Source organism: Microbacterium sp. str. 'China' (assembly GCF_002993305.1).
In the GTDB taxonomy this organism is placed as follows: domain Bacteria; phylum Actinomycetota; class Actinomycetes; order Actinomycetales; family Microbacteriaceae; genus Microbacterium; species Microbacterium paraoxydans.
This window is the reverse complement of sequence record NZ_CP027434.1, coordinates 2,392,648-2,414,732: the sequence shown is the minus strand read 5'-3', so window position 1 is coordinate 2,414,732 and position 22,085 is coordinate 2,392,648. Positions and strand designations below refer to the sequence as shown.

The window sequence follows — 22,085 nt, the reverse complement described above, 5'->3', positions numbered from 1 at the left end:
CGGGCTGCAGACATCTGCAGCCCGGGGTCTCGGCGTGAAAGCGGGGTCTCGGGTCAGGAGATCGTGAGGAGCTGGTGACCGGCGGAGACCGTGGTGCCCGCGGCGGCGTCGATGTTGCCGACGACGCCGTCCTTGTGCGCCTGCAGCGGCTGCTCCATCTTCATCGCCTCGAGGACGACGACGAGGTCGCCCTTGACGACCTGCTGCCCCTCCTCGACCGCGACCTTGACGACCGTGGCCTGCATCGGCGACTTCACCGCATCGCCGGAGGCCCCGGCGTTGGCGACCGTGGCGTGGCTGCGGCGCGACGGCGGGACGGCCGCCGGGCGGCCGGTGGTGCCGGGCGCGACCGCGACGCGATCGGGCAGGCTGACCTCCAGGCGCTTGCCGCCGACCTCGACGACCACGGTGTGCCGGGCGTTCGTCGGAGCCGGAGCCTCCAGCTCGCCGTCCCACGCGGGGATGTCGTTGTCGAACTCGGTCTCGATCCAGCGCGTATACACCCCGAACGTCCCGTCCTCCGCCGTGAAGGCGGGATCGCGGACGACCTTGCGGTGGAACGGGATGACGGTGGGCAGACCCGCGACCTCGAACTCGTCCAGAGCCCGCCGCGCGCGCTCCAGGGCCTCGGCGCGGTCCTTGCCGGTGACGATGATCTTGGCGAGCAGCGAGTCGAACGCGCCGGACACCGCGTCCCCGGCGGTGACGCCGGAGTCGAGGCGGATGCCGGGGCCGCCGAAGGTCTTGAAGACGTGGATGGGGCCGGGTTGGGGGAGGAATCCGCGACCCGGGTCCTCGCCGTTTATGCGGAACTCGATGGAGTGACCCTGCGGCTGGGGGTCGTCGTAGTCGATCGTGCCGCCGGCGGCGATGCGGAACTGCTCGCGGACGAGGTCGATCCCGGTGACCTCCTCGGACACGGGGTGCTCGACCTGGAGGCGGGTGTTCACCTCGAGGAAGGAGACCGTGCCGTCGGCGCCGATGAGGAACTCGCACGTGCCCGCGCCGACGTAGCCGACCTCCTTGAGGATGGCCTTGGACGCCGAGTAGAGCTTCTCGTTCTGCTCGGGCGTGAGGAACGGGGCCGGCGCCTCCTCCACGAGCTTCTGGTGCCGGCGCTGCAGCGAGCAGTCGCGGGTCGAGATGATGACGACGTTGCCCTCGGCGTCGGCGAGGCACTGGGTCTCGACGTGGCGGGGCTTGTCGAGGTACTTCTCCACGAAGCACTCGCCGCGGCCGAACGCGGCGACGGCCTCGCGGGTGGCGGATTCGAACAGCTCCTCGACCTCGTCGAGCTCGCGGGCGACCTTGAGCCCGCGTCCGCCGCCGCCGTAGGCCGCCTTGATGGCGATCGGCAGACCGTACTCCTGCGCGAAGGCGACGACCTCGTCGGCACCGGAGACGGGGCCGGGGGTGCCGGGCGCGAGGGGCGCGCCGACCTTCTCGGCCACGTGGCGGGCGGTGACCTTGTCGCCGAGCGCCTCGATCGCCTCCGGGGAGGGGCCGATCCAGATCATCCCGGCGTCGATCACCGCGCGCGCGAACTCGGCGTTCTCCGCGAGGAAGCCGTAGCCGGGGTGCACGGCGTCGGCACCGGCGCGGCGGGCGACGGAGAGGATCTTCTCGATCTGGAGGTACGTCTCGGCGCTGGTCGCGCCACCGAGCGCGTACGCCTCGTCGGCCAGGCGCACATGCAGTGCGTCCCTGTCCTGGTCGGCGTAGACGGCGACCGAGGCGATCCCGGAGTCACGAGCGGCACGGACGATGCGGACGGCGATCTCGCCGCGGTTGGCGACGAGCACCTTCGCGATTTCAGGCATGGTTGCCAGCCTAGCGAGTAGCATCCCGATACTTTTGACGACTCTCGACAAGAAAGAGGGAAAAACGTGGAGGGGAGTCTACGACCACAGATCCGTCCACCGGACCCCGAGGTCGGCAGCGAGGGCGCGCACGGTGGACAGCGACATGCCCACCACGGTGGAGGGATCGCCCTCGACCCGGGTGATGAAGGCGCCGCCGAGGCTGTCCACGGTGAAGGCTCCCGCGACGTGCAGCGGCTCCCCTGATGCCACGTACGCGGCGATCTCCTCATCGCTGATGTCATCGGCGAACGTCACGGCGGCCTCCGCGACGGCCGTCGCCTCGACGAGAGCCGCGCCGGGGGAGACGCGGAACACGGAGTGCCCGGAGTGCAGCACTCCGGTCGCGCCGCGCATCTCCTGCCACCGGCGCGTGGCCTCCTCCGGCGTGTAGGGCTTGCCGTACACCCGGTCCCCGAGGGCGAACATCGAGTCCCCGCCGATGACGATGCCGTCGAACACGCCCTCGGCGGCCAGCCGTTCGGCGACGGCGGCGGCCTTGGCGCGGGCGAGCAGCAGCACGAGGTCGGCGGGTGCGAGGGGACCCATGCGCTCCTCTGCGGCGGCGGCCAGGGCGTCCTCGTCCACCTCCGGCGACAGCGTGAGCGGTTCGACGCCGGCCTGACGCAGCAGCATGAGCCGGGCGGGGGAGGTGGAGGCGAGGCAGACGCGCATGGAGACCACCGTATCCTCGAAGGATGACTTCCTCCGCAGCCGACGTGCTCGATCTCGACATCACCGGCATCGCCCACGGAGGCACCTTCATCGCCCGTCACGAGGGACGCGTGGTCTTCGTCTCGGACGCGATCCCGGGCGAGCGCGTCCGTGCCCGCCTGCTGGATCCGTCCCCCGCCGCCGGGGAGCCGGACACACGGAGCTTCTGGCGCGCCGAGACGCTCGAGGTCCTCGACGCCTCCCCGCATCGCCGGCCGCACATCTGGCCGGAGGCGGACGTCGCGCACGACCCCGCCCAGCGACCCGGCGGCGCGGACCTCGGGCACATCGAGCTCGACCACCAGCGCGCGCTCAAGCGACAGGTGCTGGCAGAGGCGTTCGACCGCTTCGCCGGTCCCGGGCTCGAGGCCCCGGAGATCGAGGCCGTGGAGTCCGGCGACGGGACGGGGTGGCGCACGCGGGTGACCCTGCACGTCGACGATGCCGGGAGGATCGGTCCCTTCGCCGCCCGCAGCCACCGCGTCGTGCCTGTCTCGACCTACCCGCTCGCCCGCCCCGCGATCGCCGAGGCTGCCCTGGCCCTGCGGGGCGAGAAGCCCGGGCGCATCGAGCTCGTGGAGCCCGCGGACGGCCGCGTGCGCATCCTCCGGCACCCCGAGGCCGAGCGCCGGGATCCCAGGGACCGCCGCCCCCGGCCGAAGCCCGAGGTGGTGCAGGAGCGCGTCGGCGACCGCACGTTCGACGTCGACGCCGGCGGATTCTGGCAGGTGCACCCCCGCGCCGCCTCCGTCCTCGACGGCGCCGTGTACGGGCTGCTCGACGGACACGTGGAGCCGGACGCGACGCACTACGACCTGTACGGCGGTGTGGGTCTGTTCGCGCGGACTCTCGCGGATCTCGGCGGCACCGACGTCGTGACCGTCGAATCCAGCCGCCGCGCGACGCAGCACGCCGCCGCGAACCTGGCCCCGCTCGAGGTGACCGCCGTCACGGCCCGGGTCGACCGCTTCCTGCAGCAGCCGCGACGCGGGGGCTCGACGGGGGCGGTGGTGCTCGACCCGCCCCGGTCCGGCGCCGGACGCGCGGTCGTGGAGGGCGTGCATGCGCTTGCTCCGTCCGCGATCGCCTACGTCGCCTGCGACCCCGTCGCCCTCGCGCGCGACCTCGGTACCTTCCGGGGCCTGGGGTGGCGGATCGACGCGCTCCGCGGGTTCGACCTGTTCCCGCACTCGCACCACTTCGAGGTCGTCGCCCTGCTCACCCGGTGAGCGCATTCCCGGTCCCCGGTCCGCGACTCACTAGGCTGTGGGCATGAGCACCGTCGCCCTCATCGACGACCACGAGTCCGTCCGCCTCGGCCTCGAGGCCGCGTGCGCCAGGGACGGGCAGACCGTCGTGTTCACCGGGAGAACGGTCGGCTCCTACCTCGTGTGGCGGTCCTCCACGGGCGCCCCGCCGGCCGACGTCGTCGTGCTCGACCTGACGCTGGGGGACGGGACGACGGTGACGGAGAACGTCGTGTCCCTCGTCGCCGACGGCGCCAGCGTCGTGATCCACAGTGTCGCCGACCGGCCCGCAGCAGTGCGAGAGGCCCTGGCGGCGGGGGCGGCCGGTGTCGTCAGCAAGTCGTCGGCCCTCGACGACGTGCTGGACGCGATCCGCACCGTGGCGCAGGGCGAGGCGCTGAACAACGTCGAATGGGCGAGTGCGGTCGACGGCGACCGCGCGTTCGCCGACGCGCAGCTGTCCAGCCGCGAGCGGGAGGTGCTGCGTCTGTACGCGACGGGCCTGCCGCTGAAGGCCGTGGCCGAACGTCTCGGCGTCGCATACTCCACGGCGAAGGAGAACATCACCCGGATCCGGGTGAAGTACGTCGAGGTCGGTCGGCCGGCGCCCACCAAGGTCGATCTGCTGCGGCGCGCGATGGAGGACGGCATCGTGACGGCCGACGGGGCGCCGAGTGCCCGCTGAGCCGCTGAGCGTCCGCGACGCCTGGAGCAAGATCCCTTCTCCCGGCAGCGCGGAGAACGGCTTCGAGCGGTTCACCGGCAAGCGGATGGAACGCATCCTCGCGATCGTCGTCGCCCTGGGGTCGGCCGTGCTCGGGGCGCAGGCCCTGATCGCGGCCGTGCAGACGATGTCCCGCGCAGACGCGCCGCACATCTCGATGCTCGTTGGCGTCTTCGTACCGCTGACGGCGATGCTCGTCGCCTGTCTGATCGGACGCGGCGTGCGCCTGGCCGCGGGGGTGTTCGCCGTCGTGTATCTGCTCGCGCTCGCAGCGTGGCCCATCGTCGTCGACCCCACGGACAAGGTGGCGGGCGACCAGCCGTGGATCTTCTTCCTCGTGAACGTGGGCGTGGTGGCGGCGATGCTCGCCTTCCCCGTGCGGCTGCAGTTCGCGTGGGCCGTCGGCGTGCCCTTCGTGTACGGATACGTGCGTCTGGTGCAGGGGGAGTTCTCCCGGGAGTTCTGGGTGACGACGGCGTTCGACGTCTCCTTCACCCTGATCCTCGGTGTCGTGATCGTCTCGCTCGGCTGGATGTTCCGCTCGGTCGCCGCGGGCGTCGACGAGGCGCGGGGGACCGCCGTGGCCTCGTACGCGACGGCGGCCGCGACCGCGGCTGCGGAGGAGGAGAGGGTCGCCATGTCGGCGCTCATGCACGACAGCGTCCTGGCCGCTCTCATCGCCGCCGAGCGCGCGGAGGGCGAGCGCGCACGGGAGCTCGCCGTGGCGATGGCCAGGGAGGCCCTCACGCGGCTCGCGAACACCGAGGCCGCGGTCGCGGAGGAGGGCAGCGACGAGCCGGTGGGGGCCGCGCAGATCGTCGTGGAGCTGCGACGAGCGCTCTCCGAACTGGGCGCGGACGCCATCGTGGAGGAGCGCGGCGGCAGCGGCCTCATCCCGGGGCGTGCCGCGCGAGCGCTCGTGCTCGCCGCCCGCCAGGCGATCGGGAACGCGGTCGCGCACGCCCACGGTCGAGGTCTGCACATCCTCGTCGTCGGTCACGGTGACGAGGGCATCGCCGTGACGATCTCGGACACGGGCGGCGGCTTCGACGTCGACGCCATCGGTCCCGACCGGCTCGGCATCCGCGCCTCGATCCTCGCCCGCATGGCCGGTGTGGCCGGGACCGCGCACATCTCCTCGGATGCGGAAGGCACCGTCGTGACCCTGGGGTGGGAGCGCTCATGAACCGGACCGTCCGCAGCGTCGCCACCACGCTCGCCGTCGGCTTCGCGCTGTACTTCGTCGCACGCGGGATCTGGTGGATCGAGCAGCCGACGGCTCCGCTGCTCATGGTCCTCGCCATCGCCGTGTACCTCGTGGTGGTGAACATCGCGATCCTCGGGAGTCCGGCCACGGTACGCATGCCGCTGTGGTCGGCGCTCCTCGCCCTCGGAGCGAGCACGATCATCCCGGTGCTGGTCACCCTCTCGTTGGACCCCGACGATCGGACGGCGCCCTTCGCCACCTGGTACATCGGCGCCCTCGGTCTGCTCGGCATCGTCTGCGTGGTCCGTCGCCGCGCGTGGGCGGGCTGGGCGGCGCTCGCTGTGCTCGTGGTCGCGGCATCCCTCGCCCTGGGCCTGGGGGTGGCGATGAATCTCGGAGTGGTGGGGTCGATCATGTGGGTCGCGGTCGCCCAGCTCCTGGTGATGTTCTGGGACCGCGCCGTGAGCGACACGGAGCGCCTGTCGGAGATCCAGCAGGCGGTCTCGGCCTGGCACGCGACGCAACGGGTGCGCCAGCGCGAGCGTCGCCTCCGCACCCAGTTCGCCCTCGCCGTCGCGGGCCCCGTGCTCAGCCGGGTGGTGGCGTCACGCGGCCAGCTCGACGACGATGAGCGGCTGGAGGCCCGGCTCGCGGAGGGGCGTCTACGCGACGAGCTGCGTGGTGCGGACCTCCTGAACGACGACGTCCGTAACGCGATCGACGCCGCGCGCCGCCACGGCGCCTCCGTGACGGTGTTCGACGAGGGGGGGTCTCGACGGCGTCGACGAGGGCCGACGCATGGAGATCCGCGACGAGCTCGCGTCGGTGCTCCGTAGCGCCGGGACCGGGCGCATCATCATCCGCTCCGCACGAGACCCGCTCGTCGCCGTCACCGTCGTCGGTCGCGCGGGTCTGCGGGCATCGGACGACGATTCCGTGGACCTGTGGCACGAGATCACGAGGGAGCGGCGCGGGACGACGTCCGACGCGCGGAGCTGAGAGTGGGCGAGGGGCGGCGAATCCGCCTGCCCCTCGCCGTGCGGACAGTTACCCGAAAACCGTCCGCTGGTGGCCGATCAGCGTCTGTCTACCCTGGGACAGAGAGACCAGCCGAACGCGAAGCGTCTCCTCTAGTCTGCGGTCCCGTGCAACGGTTGTCTGTAGGTATTTTGGGGGACAAAGTCCGCCACCGGCCTCAGCCGGCGAAACGTCCCCAGGGGATGTCCCGGCGCAGCGGCCGACGCAGCGGACGCTGCGTGCGGGTCCACGCGGAGACCCGCGGCTCCTCGACCGTCGCCTCCGCCTGCTCGTTCGCATAGGCGTCCCCCAGAACCGCGATGAGGGCAGCGAGCTCCTCCTCGGTCGCGGTGCCGCGGGTGACCTCCAGCATCACGGGCGCGGGCGCCGCCCCGTCGACGGCAGGTTCCTGGCCGCTCACAGCGGGATGTTCCCGTGCTTCTTCGGGGGCAGTTCGGCACGCTTGCCCCGCAACGCCCGCAGGGCCTTCGCGATGGCCACCCGCGTGTTCGCCGGCTCGATGATCCCGTCGAGCTCGCCGCGCTCGGCCGCGAGGAAGGGCGAGGCCACGTTGTAGGTGTACTCGTTCGCGAGGCGCGTGCGGACCGCCGCCACGTCTTCGCCCGCTTCCTCCGCCTTGCGGATCTCCCCGCGGTAGAGGATGTTGACGGCGCCCTGGCCGCCCATCACGGCGATCTCCGCGGTGGGCCAGGCGAGGTTCACGTCGGCGCCGAGCTGCTTCGAGCCCATGACGATGTACGCGCCGCCGTAGGCCTTGCGCAGGATCACCGTCACGAGCGGCACGGTGGCCTCGGCATAGGCGTACAGGAGTTTGGCACCGCGGCGGATGACGCCGGTCCACTCCTGGTCGGTTCCCGGCAGGTAGCCGGGGACGTCGACGAGGGTCACGATCGGCAGCGAGAACGCGTCGCAGAAGCGCACGAACCGACTCGCCTTCTCGCCCGCCTCGATGTTGAGCGTGCCCGCCATCTGCGAGGGCTGGTTGGCGATGATGCCGACCGAGCGGCCCTCGATGCGTCCGAAGCCGATGACGATGTTCGGCGCGAACAGCGGCTGCACCTCGAGGAAGTCGCCGTCGTCCACGACGTGCTCGATCACGGTGTGGATGTCGTACGGCTGGTTCGGGGAGTCCGGGATGAGCGTGTTGAGCGTGCGGTCCGCGTCCGTGGTCTCGAACTCGAACGCGCTCTCGTAGGAGGGCAGCTCCGCCATGTTGTTGTCGGGCAGGAAGCCGAGGAGCGTGCGCGCGTAGTCGATCGCGTCGTCCTCGTCCTCGGCGAGGTAGTGCGCGACGCCGGAGCGGGTGTTGTGCGTGTAGGCGCCGCCGAGCTCCTCCATGCCGACGTCCTCGCCGGTGACGGTCTTGATCACGTCGGGTCCGGTGACGAACATCTGGCTGGTCTTGTCGACCATGATGACGAAGTCGGTGAGGGCGGGGGAGTACACCGCGCCACCGGCCGCCGGGCCCATGATGATCGAGATCTGCGGGATCACGCCGGAGGCACGGGTGTTCAGGCGGAAGATCTCGCCGTACTTGCCGAGCGCGACGACACCCTCCTGGATGCGGGCGCCGCCGGAGTCGAGGATGCCGATGCACGGCATCCCGCCGGCCAGGGCGAACTCCATGATCTTCACGATCTTCTCGCCGGCGACCTCGCCCAGCGACCCGCCGAAGGTGGAGAAGTCCTGCGAGTACACGGCGACGGTGCGGCCGTGGATGGTGCCGACGCCGGTCACCACGGAGTCGCCGTACGGACGCGAGCGGTCCATGCCGAACGCGGTGGTGCGGTGGCGCACGTACTCGTCGAACTCGACGAAGCTGCCGGGGTCGACGAGGAGCTCGATGCGCTCGCGGGCGGTCATCTTGCCCTTGGCGTGCTGCTTCTCCTTCGCCTTCGCCTCGGCGTCGACGACGGCCTCGGTGTAGCGAGCGCGCAGGTCCGCGATCTTTCCGGCGGTGGTAAAGGGGTCGGGCTTGTCCGTCACGGATTCCACCCTAGCGTCGGCTTCGCGCCGTCCGTTGGATGATCGGCACAACGGGGCGGCGGATCCTTTGGCGAGGTGCGCGCTCGCTCACCCCGCGGTCGTGTCCGAACCCGGTCGCGGCGGCAACCCATGATCGCCATCGGCGGGACCGGCGTCGAGTTCCTCCGCTGGGTGCTCGCGTCGGCGACCGGCGATCTCGCCGACGCGGTGCCCGACCCAGCCTGCGCCGCGTGCCACGGTGCCCGCGGCTCCCGCGACCGCGTTGCCGGCGTAGCGCGCTCCGCGCAGCATCCGCAGCTCCACCTTCTCGGCGCCCGGCACGGGTTCCAGCTCCGCGGGGAGGGTGAGCGGTGCGGCTCCGAAGGCCCGGTGGGAAGTGGTGAGCACGCGGCGTCCGAGGATGTGGTTGCCCGCGCCGCCGATCGCCGCGCCGATCCCGAACGGCATCGCCTTGCCGATGAAGGAAGCCCCGCCCTTGGCCGCGAACTGCTTCACGAACATCCCCTTGAGCTGGTCCACGAGCGGCCCCACGGCGGCGCGCGGCAGCGACTTCGTCACCAGCTCGCCCCAGTACGCGGACCGGCTGCTGCCGCGACCGGTGACCTGCCGCGCGAGCTGCCCGACGAGGTCGACGCCCTCCTTGCCGAGCATGAGGGTCATGACCAGTGCGCGAGCGCGGTCGGGGTTTCCCACCGCGATGCCGTGCACCTCGGCGACCGACTGCGCGAAGAGGGCCGTGGATTCCACGAATCCCACCGTCTCGACCCCGGAGAGGGCGAGCGTGATGCCTGTGCCGATACCGGGGACCACCGCGGTCGCCCCCACCGCGGCCCCGCCCGTCGTGACGGCTGCGAGATAGCGGCGCTCCAGGATCCGGATGATCTCGTCGGGGGTCGCGTGCGGGTTGCGGAGCCGGATGCTGCGGATGTGGGCGAGCACCAGCGGGCGCTGGATCGACAGCACCCGATCGAGCCCGCGGACCATCATCGGGTGTTCGGGGGAGCCGACCGGCGGCACGCCCTTGTCCCACGGGGCGTCGTCCGGCAGGGAGTGGATCTTGTGCACCTTGGGGGCCATGTGCCGATCCTATGAAGCGCGACCGCGAAAACACCGAGAGCCCCGGTCCGTGGCGGAACGGGGCTCTCGGAGGGGATCGTCACACGAAGAGGTTCGCGCGCTCCAGGTCTTCCGCGAAGTCGACTTCGACCGCGTACAGGTCGGAGACATCCATCGGCTCGAGCAGCAGGCCGTCCTCGGCGATCGCCAGCTCGAGACCCCGCTCGAAGTAGTCCTGATCCTCAACCCGCTGCAGCTGGCGCATGAACGCCTTCTTGAAGCCGGAGGAGATGTAGTTGATGCCGACGGCCTCGCCGAGACCGCCCTTGACGGACTTCGACAGCTCCTTGATGAAGCCTTCCGCGGTGACGGTGTACTTCACCTCTTCGTCGCTGACCTTGGCGGTGTTGACGGTGACGAACGACTGGTCACGCTCGATGTACGCGGCGGCGCGACCGAGGATCATCGGGTCGAAGACGACGTCGCCGTTCATCCACAGCACGCCGCTCTTGCCGGTGGCGCTCAGGGCGCGCAGCAGGCTCTTCGAGGTGTTGGTCTCGTCGTAGCGGTCGTTGTGGACGTAGTTCACGGAGGGGAAGGCCTCGATGATGGTCTCCGCGCGGTAGCCCACGACCGTCGTGATGCGCGCGTCGGATCCGAAAGCGGCCCGGATGTTGTCGTGCTGCTGGCCCATGATCGTGCGGCCGTCGTTGAGCTCGGTGAGCGGCTTGGGCAGCGCACGGCCGAGGCGGGAGCCCATTCCGGCTGCGAGGATGACGGTCTGAAGAGTCACGAATACTCCTAAGGAAGTTGTGTTCACGGTCGGTTCACCGACCAGACACTTCGTCGTGCCGGGAATCATGCTAGCGATTCCCCCAGGGAACCCCGGGGCCAGGCAGGCCCCGTTGCCATTTCGTGACCGAGTACACACGCAACGCACAGGCACGACAACCCCCTTGCAAATTCCGCGGAGAAGGGGTTCTGATGTCGGAATGTCGCGTGGGGCCTTGGCTCTCAGCTACCCGTTGATACCGTAGGACGGTGACTTCCTCCCCTGATGACCCCACCCCCCAGGCAGAGGGAGCCGAGACTCCGACCGAGGCCTCCGCGCCCGCTCGGAAACCGGCCGCCAAGAAAACTGCCTCGTCCTCCGCCGGCGCGAAGAAAGCGACCGGAGCGAAGTCCTCCGCGACGAAGGCGGCGGCGGCGAAGACCGCAGCCTCGAAGACCACCACTGCGAAGTCCACGTCGGCGAAGACTGCCGGCACGAAGTCCACGAGCCAGAAGACCACGGCGGCGAAGGCCGCGGGCGCGAAGGCCGCTCCGGCGAAGTCCACCGCAGCGAAGTCCTCGACGGCGACGAAGGCGGCCACGGCGAAGACTCCCGCGGCGAAGAGGCCCGCGGCGAAGACTCCCGCGGTGAAGAAGCCGACCGCTGCGCGGCCCGCACCGACCAAGGCCGCAGCCGAGAAGGCGGCCCCCACCTCCGAGGTCGTGGTCGAGCCCACGCCCGCAGCGAGTGTGGATCCCGCGGCCGCTCGCACCGCGTCGGCCGCCCGAGCGGCCGCGGTGAAGAACACCGCCGCGCGGACCACGAGCCCGAAACGCCCGTCCGCGACGACCACGAAGCCGAGCACTGCTGCCGCCAAGACGACGGCTGCCAAGACGGCTGCGGCCAAGGCCGCCGCGGCGAAGACGGCCGCCGCGAAGGCATCGGCGGCCAGGACGACGGCCAAGACCACCGCCGCCAAGACCGCTGCGGCGAAGGCGGCTGCGGCCAAGGCGGCTGCCGCGAAGGCCGCGGAAGCCGAGGCCGCGGAGGCGCAGGCGGCGGAAGCCGCGGCCGCGGACGCACAGGCCGCGGAAGCACTGGCCGCTGCGGAGACGCAGCCCGAGGAGTCCGCCGCGGTGGTGGCGTCGGACGACGGCACCTCCGAGTCGGCGACGCGCGTCGCCGACGCGGCCGCCATCGAGGAGTCCGCCGCGGAGCCCGCGGTCGAGGTGTCGGACACCGCTCTGCCGGTGACGAAGGAGCCCGCGCTCGAGGAAAGCCGCGTCGCGGACGTCGAGGTCGTCGAAGTGGTCGAAGCCGTGATCGCCGCGGAGCCGCCGGCCGAGGTCGACGAGGAGGAGGCGGCGGAGCCCGCCACCGAAGCCATCCGGATCCGCGGTCTCGTGAAGCAGTTCGGCGAGAACCGCGCTGTCGACGGCATCGATCTCACCGTGCCCGCCGCCTCGTTCTATGGCATCGTCGGCCCCAACGGTGCCGGCAAGACGACGACCCTGTCGATCGTCGCCGGCCTCCTGCGTGCGGACGAGGGCAGTGTCCTCATCTGCGGCATCGACCAGGCGAGCGAGCCGCTCGCGGCGAAGCGCGTGATGGGCGTCCTGCCGGACCGCCTGCGCACGTTCGACCGCCTCACCGGCCGGCAGCTGCTGTATTACTACGGGCTGCTCCGCGGCCTCGCCGCCGACGTCATCGAGAAGCGCACCGGCGACCTCGCCCGGGCGTTCGATCTCGGCGACGCCCTGAACCGGGTGGTGTCCGACTATTCGGCGGGTATGACCAAGAAGATCATGCTCGCGGGCGCGATGATCCACTCGCCGCGCGTCCTGGTGCTCGACGAGCCGTTCGAGTCCGTCGACCCGGTCTCTTCCGCCGTGATCCTCGACATCCTGCGCGCCTACGTCTCGCACGGCGGCACCGTGATCCTGTCGAGCCACGGAATGGACCTCGTCGAGCGCGTGTGCTCCCGGGTGGCCATCATCGTCAACGGCGAGGTGCTCGCCGAGGGCACGATCGACGAGGTACGCGCGGGCCAGACGCTCGAGTCCCGATTCGTGGAGCTCGCTGGCTCCAGCGGCGAGGTGGAGGGGCTCGAGTGGCTGCACACGTTCTCCGACTGAGGTTCGCGCTCCTCCTGGGCGCCCTGCGCGGAGAACACCGGGTGCGCACCCTGCTCTCCTTCGGCGCGGTGATCGCGGTCACGGTGGTCGTCTGCGTGGCGGTGTTCAGTCTCGGCGACGCGCCCGTTCCGGTCTCCCAGGCGGTGACAGTGCTCGGCGGTGCGGCCGTCCTGCTCGGCTTCCTCGTGGGGCCCCTGCTCGTGGGGGCCGTCGATCAGCTCGATCCCCGGCGTTTCGCGGTGTTCGGCGTCGACGAGCGGAAGATGCCCGGAGTCCTTGCGATCGCCTCACTGGTCAGCGTGCCGAGTCTCGCGCTCCTCGCGGTCTACGTCAGCGTGACGATCGTCGCCGTCCGCGCCGGTGCGCCGTGGGTGCCGGCCGTCCTCCTGGCGCTGACGGGGCTGCTGTCGACGATCCTCCTCTCCCGGGTCGGGATGGCGCTCAACGCGCTGCTGCTGCCGGAGCGTCGATCCCGCGAGCTGACCGCGCTGTTCGCCCTCGCTTTGATCGTCATCGCCTTCCCTGTCGCGGTGTTCCTCGGCTCGCTCCGCTGGGATGGCGAGGTTCCGGCATCGTTGGCGACCCTGACCTCGGTGATCGGTTTCACCCCGCTCGCCGCTTCGCCGGCGGCGATGTTCGCGGCGGCCGCCGGTGAGACGGCTGTGGCCTGGGTCAGCGGACTGATCGCCGTGGCCACCCTGGCGTTGCTGTGGCTCGCCTGGACCTGGTTCGTGCGCCGCCTGCTGACGACGACGGAGCGTCCGGTGGCGGCACGCGAGCGCACCGGACTCGGCTGGTTCGCCCTGCTGCCCTCGAACGCCTTCGGCGCCATCGCCTCGCGAAGCCTCGTGTACTGGCTCCGCGACCGTCGGTACATCATGAACATCATCGTGGTGCCCGTGGCGGGCGTGCTGACCGTGTTCCCACTGATCGTCGCGGGCGTGCCGGTCGAGATCGCCGCGCTCGTCCCCGTGCCCGTCATGGCCCTGTTCTTCGGCTGGCTGCCCCACAACGACGTCGCCTACGATTCCACGGCCCTGTGGACCCACGTCGCGAGCGGCGTCCGCGGTCTCCCCGACCGTCTCGGGCGCCTCGTGCCCGTGCTGCTCGTCGCCGTCCCCGTGCTCGCGATCGCGGTGCCGCTCTCGCTGCTCCTCGCCGGTCGGTGGAGCCTGCTCCTGCCGCTCGTCGGTGTCGGAGCGAGCCTGCTGTTCAGCGCCCTCGGGATCTCCAGCGTGGTGTCGGTGGTGGCGCCGTACGCGGTCTCCCGCCCCGGGGACAGCCCGTTCCAGCAGCCGCAGCGACCGACCTCCAGGGGGATCTACGGCCCGGCGGCGGCATTCCTCGGTGCGATCCTCCTGAGCGTGCCGACCATGTGGCTGTTCGGCGCGAGCATCGTCGCCGATCCCGGATTCGCACCTGCGGCGTTCTGGGTCGGCATCGTCACCGGGGCGGCCGCGTTCATCGGAGGAGCCGTGATCGGCGGACGCATCTTCGAGCACAGCGGCGAGCGTCTGATGGAGTTCGTCGAGACGGCCTGAGACCCGCCCCGCCGAGGCTCGGACGCGGCTAGAATCACGGGATGAGTACTCCGCTGGACAGCCCCGATCAGGGCGGCGTGGCAACGCTTGATCGCGAACTGGAAGAGCTCCTCCGCGAGGAGAACATCGAACCGGGCGACCACGAGCGCTTCTCGCACTACGTCAAGAAGGACAAGATCCTCGAGTCGGCGATCACGGGCAAGCCCGTCCGCGCGCTCTGCGGCAAGAAATGGACGCCCGGTCGTGATCCGGAGAAGTTCCCGATCTGCCCGACCTGCAAGGAGATCTACGAGTCGATGGTCGGCTGACCGCCGACCGCGCGTCAGTCCGCCTCGACGTAGACCGTCGGGATCGCCGGATCCGACTTGCTGAGTGCGAGCGCGCGCACCGGCAGCTCTTCGCGCACACGCAGGTGATGCGCGCGGGCGGCAGCCGTCCCCGTCGCGCCCTCGGCTGCGGTGTCGATCTCGCCGGCCTCGACGAGGGTGACCTGGAGCGGGCGTCCGTCCGGGTGCTCGGCAGGCGTGTCCAGCGCTTCGAAGCCGTCGGAGACGACGACCGTCTCTGCTGCGGCGACGCCGTCGTCGAGGGTGCGGAACGCCGCCTTGCGCCCGCCGAAAGACGCCTTGTCGGCCGAGGCCTTGGCGACGCCGATCCACGCCCCGTCGGCGTCCTGCCGGGCGACGAGCTTGTAGACCATGCTCGCGGTCGGATATCCGGAGCCGGTGACGACCGAGGTGCCGACCCCGTAGGCGTCCACGGGGGAGGCGGCGAGGGCTGCGATCGCGTATTCGTCCAGGTCGCTGGTGACCGTGATGCGGGTATCGGTGGCGCCGAGCTCGTCGAGTTGTGCGCGGACCTCCGCCGCGACGATCGGGAGGTCGCCGGAGTCGATGCGGACGCCGCCCAGCCCGGTCCCGGCCACGCGGATCGCGGTCTCGACGCCGGTGCGGATGTCGTAGGTGTCCACGAGGAGCGTGGTGTCCACGCCCATGCTCTCGACCTGCGCGCGGAAGGCGTCCTCCTCGCTGTCGTGCAGCAGCGTCCAGGAATGGGCGGCAGTGCCCATGGTCGGGATGCCCCAGGCGCGCCCGGCCTCGAGGTTGCTCGTGGCGCCGAAGCCGGCGATGTAGGCGGCTCGCGCGGCAGCGACCGCCGAGCGCTCCGCCGCGCGGCGGGAGCCCATCTCGGCGAGGGGCCGCTCTCCGGCGGCGATGCTCATGCGCGCGGCGGCCGTCGCGACGGCGGAGTCGTGGTTGAGCACGCTCAGCGCCAAGGTCTCCAGGACCACCGCGTCCGCGAACGAGCCCTCCACCGTGAGGATGGGCGACCCGGGGAAGTAGAGCTCACCCTCGCGGTATCCGCGGATGGTCCCGGTGAAGCGGTAGTGCTCGAGGTAGGCGAGGGTCTCGGCGTCGACGACGCGCTCGTCGCGGAGGAAGCGCAACTCGTCGTCACCGAAGCGGAAATCGCGCAGCAGCTCGAGCAATCGCCCGGTGCCGGCCACGACGCCGAAGCGACGTCCGCCGGACAGCCGACGGGAGAACAGCTCGAAGACACTCGGACGGGAGGCGGTGCCGTCCCGGAGCGAGGCGGCGAGCATCGTGAGCTCGTAACGGTCGGTGAGCAGCGCCGTCGACGTGGTCATGCGCTCAGCTTAGTGAGGCCAGGATGCACGAGGCGCCGCGCACGCGGGTAGGCTGGGGAGTCATGAACGACGCGCCCATCGGGATCTTCGACTCCGGTGTCGGCGGGCTCACGGTGGCCAGGGCCATCCGGGCCCAGCTGCCCCGCGAATCGTTCGTCTACATCGGCGACACCGCCCACTCGCCGTACGGCCCCAAGCCCATCGCCGACGTGCGCCGCTACGCGCTCGAAGTGCTCGACACGCTCGTGGACCAGGGCGTGAAGATGCTCGTGATCGCCTGCAACACGGCCTCCGCGGCCATGCTGCGCGATGCGCGCGAGCGCTACGATGTGCCCGTCGTCGAGGTGATCGGTCCGGCCGTGCGACGCGCGGTGTCCACGACGAGGAACGGCCGAGTCGGTGTGATCGGCACGGTCGGCACCATCGGCTCCCGGGCGTACCAGGACATGCTCGAGGTGAACGAGCGCCTGCAGGTGTTCACGGCGGCCTGCCCCCGGTTCGTCGAGTTCGTCGAGGCCGGGGTGACCGGAACTCCCGAGGTGCTCGCCGTGGCCGAGGAGTACCTCGCGCCGCTGCGGGAGGCCGACGTGGACACGCTCGTCCTCGGCTGCACGCACTACCCGTTCCTCCGTGGTGCCATCAGCTACGTCATGGGGGAGGGCGTGACTCTGGTCTCCAGCGACGACGAGACCGCGGGCGACGTGTACCGCCAGCTCGTGCGCGGCGATCTGCTGGCGCCGCCCGACGCCACCGCGACCTATGTCTACGAGGCCACGGGCGACTCCGCCGATGACTTCACGGCGCTCGCGAACCGGCTCATGGGCCGCGAGGTGCGCGACGTGCAGCTCGTCCAGACCGGCGTCATCACGCTTCCCGATTCCGCCCTCGACGCGCGCTGAGCCCGTCGCTCCATCCCCGACCGAGAGAAGCACATGACCGACATCGTCCGCGCCGACGGCCGTTCCACCTCGCAGCTCCGCGAGATCACCATCGAGCGCGGCTGGAGCGCGCAGGCCGAGGGCTCGGCTCTCATCAGCTTCGGCGGGACGAAGGTGCTGTGCACCGCCTCGTTCACGAACGGTGTGCCGCGCTGGCTCACCGGCAAGGGCAAAGGCTGGGTCACGGCGGAGTACGCGATGCTCCCGCGCGCGACGAACAGCCGCAACGACCGGGAGAGCGTGAAGGGGCGCATCGGCGGCCGGACGCACGAGATCTCCCGGCTCATCGGACGCGCTCTCCGCGCCGTCGTCGACACCAAGGCGCTGGGCGAGAACACCATCGTCATCGACTGCGACGTCCTCCAGGCTGACGGTGGCACCCGCACGGCGGCGATCACCGGCGCCTACGTCGCCCTGGCCGACGCGATCGAGTGGGGGCGGGACAAGAAGTTCATCGGCAAGAACTCGACGCCGCTGCTCGACTCCGTCTCCGCGGTGTCGGTCGGCATCGTCGACGGGGAGCCGATGCTCGACCTCGCCTACGTCGAGGACGTGCGGGCCGAGACCGACATGAACGTCGTGGTGACCGGCCGCGGCCTGTTCGTCGAGGTGCAGGGCACGGCCGAGGGGGCGCCGTTCGACAAGCGCGAGCTCGACGCGCTCCTCGACCTCGGCGTCGCCGGCTGCGCGGAGCTGAAGGACCGGCAGCTCGCCGCCCTGGCGGGAGCCTGAGCATGCGCGTCGTCCTCGCGACCCACAACCCGCACAAGGTGGCGGAGTTCCAGCAGATCGTGCAGCAGACGCGGCCCGACCTGGAGGTCGTCGGCTACGACGGTCCCGAGCCGGTCGAGGACGGCGTGACGTTCGCCGAGAACGCGCTCCTCAAGGCGCGTGCGGCTGCCGCGCACACCGGCCTCGCGGCGCTCGCCGACGACTCCGGCATCTGCGTGGACGTGCTCGGCGGTTCACCCGGGGTGTTCTCGGCGTACTGGGCAGGGCAGAAGAAGGACGCCACGGCGAACCTGCAGCTGCTGCTCGACCAGCTGCGCGACATCGCCGACCCGCACCGCGCCGCGCACTTCACGTCGACCATCGCGCTCGTCCTCCCGGACGGTCGCGAGCACGTCGTGGAGGGGATCTGGCCCGGACGCCTCGCCCACGAAGCCTCCGGGAGCGGCGGCTTCGGCTACGACCCGATCTTCATCCCGGACGGTCAGCCGGACGGTGCGGAGCGCACCGTGGGGGAGCTCACGGCGGAGGAGAAGCAGTCGCAGTCGCATCGCGCCCGCGCCTTCACGGCGCTCGTGCCGCTGCTCGCCGCGCTCTGAGCGTCGAAGAGAAGAACCCCTGCTGACGGTGAGAATCGTTACTGTTCCCGACTAGGGGGAAACGGCCTCGGGGCACCCGCCCCCGGGCTAGCCTGGGGGCATGCACGATCACGCGCCCGCGCCCGGCGGTCTCCGTTCGGCGAGCAGCCGTCGCCTGCTCGCGATCTCCCTGACCCTCACGGCCACCGTGATGATCGTGCAGGTCGTCGGAGCCCTCCTCACGGGCTCGCTGGCGCTGCTCGCGGACGCCGCGCACATGTTCACGGACGCCTCGGCGCTCGTGATCGCCCTCATCGCCGCGACCGTGGCGGCGCATCCTGCGGACGACCGGCGGACGTTCGGTTATCAGCGCGCGGAGGTCTTCGGCGCGCTCATCAACGCGGTCATCCTCATCGCCCTCGCCACGGTCGTCGCCGTGCAGGGGGTGCAGCGGCTGCTGAACCCCTCCGAGATCGAGGTCGCCGGTGGGCTCATGCTCGTCGTCGCGGTCGTCGGCCTGCTCGCGAACGCGGTGTCGATGTGGCTGCTCAGCCGTGCCCAGCGCACGAACCTGAACGTGCGGGGCGCCTACCTCGAAGTGATGGGCGACCTGCTCGGCTCGCTCATGGTCATCATCGCGGCGGGCGTGATCCTCGTGACGGGCTGGATGCCGGCCGACGCCCTCGCCTCGCTGTTCATCGCGGCGATGATCATCCCGCGGGCGTTCGTCCTCCTCAAGGAGGTGTTCTCCGTGCTCGCCGAGTCGGCGCCGAAGGGCATGGCGGTCGGCGAGATCCGCACCCACCTGCTCGGCTACGACGGCGTCGTCGGGGTCCATGACGTGCACGTGTGGCAGCTCACCCGCGGTGCTCCGGTCTTCACCGCCCACGTCAGCGTCCGGCCGGATCTGCTGGCGGACGGCCGCTCGGCGGCGCTGCTCTCGGAGATGCAGGCGTGCCTCGCGGACCACTTCGACGTCGCGCACTCCACGTTCCAGATCGAGCCGGCCGAGCAGAGCGACTGCGAACCGCACCACGCCTGAGCGGCGTGTGCGTCACGCCTCGACGGTGATCTCGTCGACGGTCTTGTCGGGACGCAGACCACGCCAGCGGGCGTGACGGAGGATGCCGTCCGGCGTCCAGTTCGCGAACTCCACCTCGCCCACGAGTTCTGGACGCACCCACAGGGCGTCGGAGGCATCGGGTCGGGGGACGCCGTCGAGCGGTGCGCGCGGCACCCGCAGCGGCTCCAGGCGGGCGAGGAGGTCGCGGAGGATCCGGTCGGTGAATCCGGTGCCCACGCGGCCGATGTAGCGGAGGTCGCCGCCCTCCGGGACCGCGAGGAGGAGAGAGCCGAGAGTGCCCTCCCGCTCGCCCTTCCCCGGGCGGATGCCGACGATCACCGCCTCCTGCATGCGGGTGTTCTTGAGCTTGAGCCAGGAGGGCGAGCGCTGGCCGGCGCGATACCGTGACGCCGGATCCTTGACGACGACGCCTTCCAGCCCGAACTCCTCGCTCGCGGCCAGCGCCGCGTCCACGTCGTCGAAGACGGGTGGGACCTGGATGGGCGCGTCGACCCCCGCCACGATGTCGTCCAGGAGCGTGCGGCGCTCGCGGAGCGGCATCCCGGTGAGATCATGCCCGTCGAGGCGGAGCAGGTCGAACAGCATGTACACGACCGGTGTGCGCACCACCTCGCGCTCGATCTCCCGGGGCCGGGTGAGGCGCATGCGATTCTGCAGCAGGGAGAAGCTCGGCCGGGCTGCGCTGTCGAAGGCGACGATCTCCCCGTCGACGATCGCCTCGTCGACCGGGAGGAACGGGGCGCCGTCGGCCGTCAGCTCGGGATAGCGCGCGGTGATGTCGGTGCCGCGACGGGCGTGCAGCGACATGTGCCCGTCGCGCCAGGTGCCGATCGCACGGATGCCGTCCCACTTCACCTCCACCCAGGACGGGGTGCTGAGGTTTCGAGCGATCGCGGGGGTGCCGTTCTCGGCGAGCATCGGGGAGAGGGAGGGGAGGGTGGTCGCGGCGGGGGACGGTGCGGGTGCGGCGAGCGGCCGTCCGCGGCGGGCGGGGGCGACGGCCGCCGCCCGGATCGCGGGAGCCGGGGTCGAGGCGGGCGCGTTCGCGGCCAGTGCCGGAGCGTCGGGGCGGAGCGACGAGAGGGGGTCGAATCCGGCAGCCGCGCGTGCGAGCACGTCGTCCAGCTCGAGGTGTGCGAGCCCCGGGTCGTCGAGCTCCTCCCACGTGCGCGGCGCCGCGACGCCGGGGCGGGCGCGCCCCCGCAGGGAGTACGGGGAGATCGTCGTCTTCTTGCCGTTGTTCTGGCTCCAGTCGAGGAACACCTTGCCTCCGCGCACGGCCTTGGACATGACGCTCGTCGCGAGGTCCGGGTGGTCGTTCTCGATGATGCGCGCCAGCTCTTTGACGACGGCGGAGACCTCGGCGCTGGTCTGCTCGCCGGGCAGGGACGCGTAGAGATGGATGCCCTTGCTGCCGCTCGTCACGGGCAGGGGGTCGAGGCCCATGCCGGTGAGGAGCGTCCTGGCGATCCGGGCGACCTCGGCGCACTGCGCGAGGTCGGCGCCGGGTCCGGGGTCCAGGTCGAGCACGAGACGGTCGGGGCGACCGGGCAGACCCTCCGGGGTGAACCGCCACTGCGGCACGTGCAGCTCGATCGCCGCGACCTGCGCGAGCCAGACCAATGTGGGCACGTCCTCCACCAGCGGATACGCCTTGGGGCCGTCGGAGTGCTGGATGTCCTGCCGCGGGATCCAGTCCGGAGCCCCGGGCTCGAGCTGCTTCGTGAAGAAGGAGTCCTCGGGAGCCGCGGCGGTGCCGACGCCCTCGACCCAGCGCTTGCGGGTGACCGGGCGGCCGTCGAGGAGTGGCAGGAGCAGGGGCGCGATGGCGGTGTAGTAGGCGATGACCTCGCCCTTGGTCGTGCCCGTCTCCGGATAGACGACCTTGTCGAGGTTGGTCACGCGCAGTCGTCGGCCGTCGACCTGTACGACCTGCGCCTCTCCCACCATGGAGCCAGCGTAGTCAAGGGGTGGTCGTGACGGGTGGGGCTGGTGTCTACTGGTGTGATGAGGACGATCTGGAAGGGCGCCCTGACGTTCGGGCTGGTGAACGTGCCGGTCAAGGTGTACTCCGCGACCGAGGATCACGACGTGCCGCTGCATCAGGTGCACGACAAGGACGGCGGCCGCATCCGCTACCAGCGGACGTGCGAGGTGTGCGGCGAGACGGTCGCGTACTCTGACATCGACCGCGCCTACGTCGACGACGGCCAGACGGTCGTGCTCACCAAGGACGACCTCGCCGCGCTGCCGGCGGAGAAGAGCCGCGAGATCGACGTCGTGGAGTTCGTGCCCTCCGACCAGGTCGATCCGCTCACCCTCGACAAGCCGTACTACCTGGAGCCCGACTCGAAGTCGCCCAAGGCGTACGTGCTGCTGCGCAAGACCCTGGAGCAGACCGATCGCACCGCGATCGTGCGGTTCACGCTGCGCCAGAAGACCCGGCTCGCCGCGCTGCGTGTGCGGGGCAAGGTGCTCGTGCTCCAGACGCTGCTGTGGTCGGACGAGGTCCGGGAGGCGGAGTTCCCGTCCCTCGACGAGGACGTGCGGATCTCGAAGAAGGAGCTGGAGCTGTCGTCCTCCCTCGTGGACAGCTACTCGGCCGACTTCGATCCCGAGGAGTTCGTCGACGAGTACCAGAAGGAGCTCCGCACCCTCATCGACGCGAAGATCGAGGCCGGCGAGACCTTCGATGTGGCCGAGACGTTCGGTGGCGACGCCGAGAAGGCGGCCGACGGCGGCGAGGTCATCGACCTGATGGAGGCGCTGCGCGCGAGCGTGGCCCGCTCCAAGGAGAAGCGCTCGAAGAACGCGGGCTGATCCGCGACG

Annotated in this window: 22 protein-coding genes; 13 read left to right on the top strand and 9 right to left on the bottom strand. The window is 71.0% G+C overall.

The genetic code is table 11. The features are described from left to right. Positions 1-53: 53 nt before the first annotated feature. Positions 54-1,820, bottom strand: coding sequence for an acetyl/propionyl/methylcrotonyl-CoA carboxylase subunit alpha (locus C6C15_RS11635; protein WP_029989988.1), 1,767 nt, complete (start codon positions 1,818-1,820; stop codon positions 54-56). Between the two features lie 78 nt (positions 1,821-1,898). After that, the gene (locus tag C6C15_RS11630) at positions 1,899-2,534 is read right to left on the bottom strand and encodes a Maf family protein (RefSeq protein ID WP_105950815.1); all 636 of its coding nucleotides are present in this window, start codon (positions 2,532-2,534) and stop codon (positions 1,899-1,901) included. A 23-nt stretch (positions 2,535-2,557) separates the two neighbouring features. Here C6C15_RS11630 and C6C15_RS11625 point away from each other — a divergent pair, with 23 nt between their 5' ends. Genes C6C15_RS11625 through C6C15_RS17360 form a run of 5 tightly spaced genes read left to right on the top strand, consistent with a single transcriptional unit; the run spans position 2,558 to position 6,750 of the window. Next, a complete protein-coding gene (locus C6C15_RS11625; RefSeq protein ID WP_105950166.1) occupies positions 2,558-3,802 on the top strand; it encodes a class I SAM-dependent RNA methyltransferase in 1,245 nt (414 codons plus the stop codon). Between the two features lie 43 nt (positions 3,803-3,845). Continuing rightward, positions 3,846-4,505 (top strand): response regulator transcription factor, encoded by a 660-nt coding sequence (locus C6C15_RS11620; protein ID WP_105950165.1) that lies wholly within the window; start codon positions 3,846-3,848, stop codon positions 4,503-4,505. Continuing rightward, positions 4,495-5,730 (top strand): hypothetical protein, encoded by a 1,236-nt coding sequence (locus C6C15_RS11615; RefSeq protein ID WP_083370891.1) that lies wholly within the window; start codon positions 4,495-4,497, stop codon positions 5,728-5,730. The genes C6C15_RS11620 and C6C15_RS11615 overlap by 11 nt, the downstream gene beginning before the upstream one ends. Further along, positions 5,727-6,587, top strand: coding sequence for a hypothetical protein (locus tag C6C15_RS11610; protein WP_234024138.1), 861 nt, complete (start codon positions 5,727-5,729; stop codon positions 6,585-6,587). Before C6C15_RS11615 ends, C6C15_RS11610 begins: the two co-directional genes overlap by 4 nt. Further along, positions 6,550-6,750: a hypothetical protein gene (locus C6C15_RS17360; RefSeq protein WP_234024137.1), complete on the top strand. Its 201-nt coding sequence runs from the start codon at positions 6,550-6,552 to the stop codon at positions 6,748-6,750. The genes C6C15_RS11610 and C6C15_RS17360 overlap by 38 nt, the downstream gene beginning before the upstream one ends. 196 nt (positions 6,751-6,946) lie before the next feature. Here the strand turns inward: C6C15_RS17360 and C6C15_RS11605 are convergent, their stop codons facing one another. The 5 genes from C6C15_RS11605 to C6C15_RS17125 all read right to left on the bottom strand — a co-directional run bounded on the left by C6C15_RS11605 (position 6,947) and on the right by C6C15_RS17125 (position 11,204). Beyond that, on the bottom strand, positions 6,947-7,189 hold the full coding sequence (locus tag C6C15_RS11605) for an acyl-CoA carboxylase subunit epsilon (RefSeq protein WP_306304915.1): 243 nt from the start codon (positions 7,187-7,189) through the stop codon (positions 6,947-6,949). Beyond that, on the bottom strand, positions 7,186-8,775 hold the full coding sequence (locus C6C15_RS11600) for an acyl-CoA carboxylase subunit beta (RefSeq protein ID WP_370670667.1): 1,590 nt from the start codon (positions 8,773-8,775) through the stop codon (positions 7,186-7,188). The genes C6C15_RS11605 and C6C15_RS11600 overlap by 4 nt, the downstream gene beginning before the upstream one ends. An 87-nt stretch (positions 8,776-8,862) precedes the next feature. Continuing rightward, on the bottom strand, positions 8,863-9,852 hold the full coding sequence (locus C6C15_RS11595) for a hypothetical protein (protein ID WP_060923419.1): 990 nt from the start codon (positions 9,850-9,852) through the stop codon (positions 8,863-8,865). A gap of 79 nt (positions 9,853-9,931) precedes the next feature. After that, positions 9,932-10,624, bottom strand: a complete 693-nt coding sequence (locus tag C6C15_RS11590; protein WP_060923420.1) for a phosphocholine cytidylyltransferase family protein — start codon at positions 10,622-10,624, stop codon at positions 9,932-9,934. 70 nt (positions 10,625-10,694) lie between these two features. Next, positions 10,695-11,204, bottom strand: coding sequence for a hypothetical protein (locus C6C15_RS17125; RefSeq protein WP_158698554.1), 510 nt, complete (start codon positions 11,202-11,204; stop codon positions 10,695-10,697). A 46-nt stretch (positions 11,205-11,250) separates the two neighbouring features. Here C6C15_RS17125 and C6C15_RS17355 point away from each other — a divergent pair, with 46 nt between their 5' ends. The 3 genes from C6C15_RS17355 to C6C15_RS11575 are packed head-to-tail and all read left to right on the top strand — an operon-like array spanning position 11,251 to position 14,587. Next, a complete protein-coding gene (locus C6C15_RS17355) occupies positions 11,251-12,738 on the top strand; it encodes an ABC transporter ATP-binding protein (RefSeq protein ID WP_234024136.1) in 1,488 nt (495 codons plus the stop codon). After that, positions 12,714-14,279: a hypothetical protein gene (locus tag C6C15_RS11580; RefSeq protein ID WP_105950164.1), complete on the top strand. Its 1,566-nt coding sequence runs from the start codon at positions 12,714-12,716 to the stop codon at positions 14,277-14,279. Before C6C15_RS17355 ends, C6C15_RS11580 begins: the two co-directional genes overlap by 25 nt. A 41-nt stretch (positions 14,280-14,320) precedes the next feature. After that, positions 14,321-14,587, top strand: coding sequence for a DUF3039 domain-containing protein (locus C6C15_RS11575; RefSeq protein WP_060923586.1), 267 nt, complete (start codon positions 14,321-14,323; stop codon positions 14,585-14,587). A gap of 14 nt (positions 14,588-14,601) precedes the next feature. Here the strand turns inward: C6C15_RS11575 and C6C15_RS11570 are convergent, their stop codons facing one another. Further along, on the bottom strand, positions 14,602-15,927 hold the full coding sequence (locus C6C15_RS11570) for a nicotinate phosphoribosyltransferase (RefSeq protein WP_105950163.1): 1,326 nt from the start codon (positions 15,925-15,927) through the stop codon (positions 14,602-14,604). 62 nt (positions 15,928-15,989) lie between these two features. Here C6C15_RS11570 and murI point away from each other — a divergent pair, with 62 nt between their 5' ends. From murI to C6C15_RS11550, 4 genes are all read left to right on the top strand, one after another. Further along, entirely contained in the window at positions 15,990-16,826 is an 837-nt protein-coding gene (gene murI / locus C6C15_RS11565) for a glutamate racemase (protein ID WP_060923537.1), read from the top strand. Positions 16,827-16,859: 33 nt separating this feature from the next. Next, positions 16,860-17,597, top strand: a complete 738-nt coding sequence (gene rph / locus C6C15_RS11560) for a ribonuclease PH (RefSeq protein ID WP_025105317.1) — start codon at positions 16,860-16,862, stop codon at positions 17,595-17,597. A gap of 2 nt (positions 17,598-17,599) precedes the next feature. Further along, complete coding sequence (gene rdgB, locus C6C15_RS11555; protein WP_105950162.1) at positions 17,600-18,193, top strand: RdgB/HAM1 family non-canonical purine NTP pyrophosphatase; 594 nt, start codon at positions 17,600-17,602, stop codon at positions 18,191-18,193. 100 nt (positions 18,194-18,293) lie between these two features. Next, complete coding sequence (locus C6C15_RS11550; RefSeq protein WP_105950161.1) at positions 18,294-19,214, top strand: cation diffusion facilitator family transporter; 921 nt, start codon at positions 18,294-18,296, stop codon at positions 19,212-19,214. Positions 19,215-19,226: 12 nt separating this feature from the next. Here the strand turns inward: C6C15_RS11550 and ligD are convergent, their stop codons facing one another. After that, on the bottom strand, positions 19,227-21,206 hold the full coding sequence (gene ligD / locus C6C15_RS11545; protein ID WP_105950160.1) for a non-homologous end-joining DNA ligase: 1,980 nt from the start codon (positions 21,204-21,206) through the stop codon (positions 19,227-19,229). Positions 21,207-21,263: 57 nt separating this feature from the next. Here ligD and ku point away from each other — a divergent pair, with 57 nt between their 5' ends. Further along, positions 21,264-22,076: a non-homologous end joining protein Ku gene (gene ku / locus C6C15_RS11540; protein WP_060923079.1), complete on the top strand. Its 813-nt coding sequence runs from the start codon at positions 21,264-21,266 to the stop codon at positions 22,074-22,076. Positions 22,077-22,085: the final 9 nt, after the last annotated feature.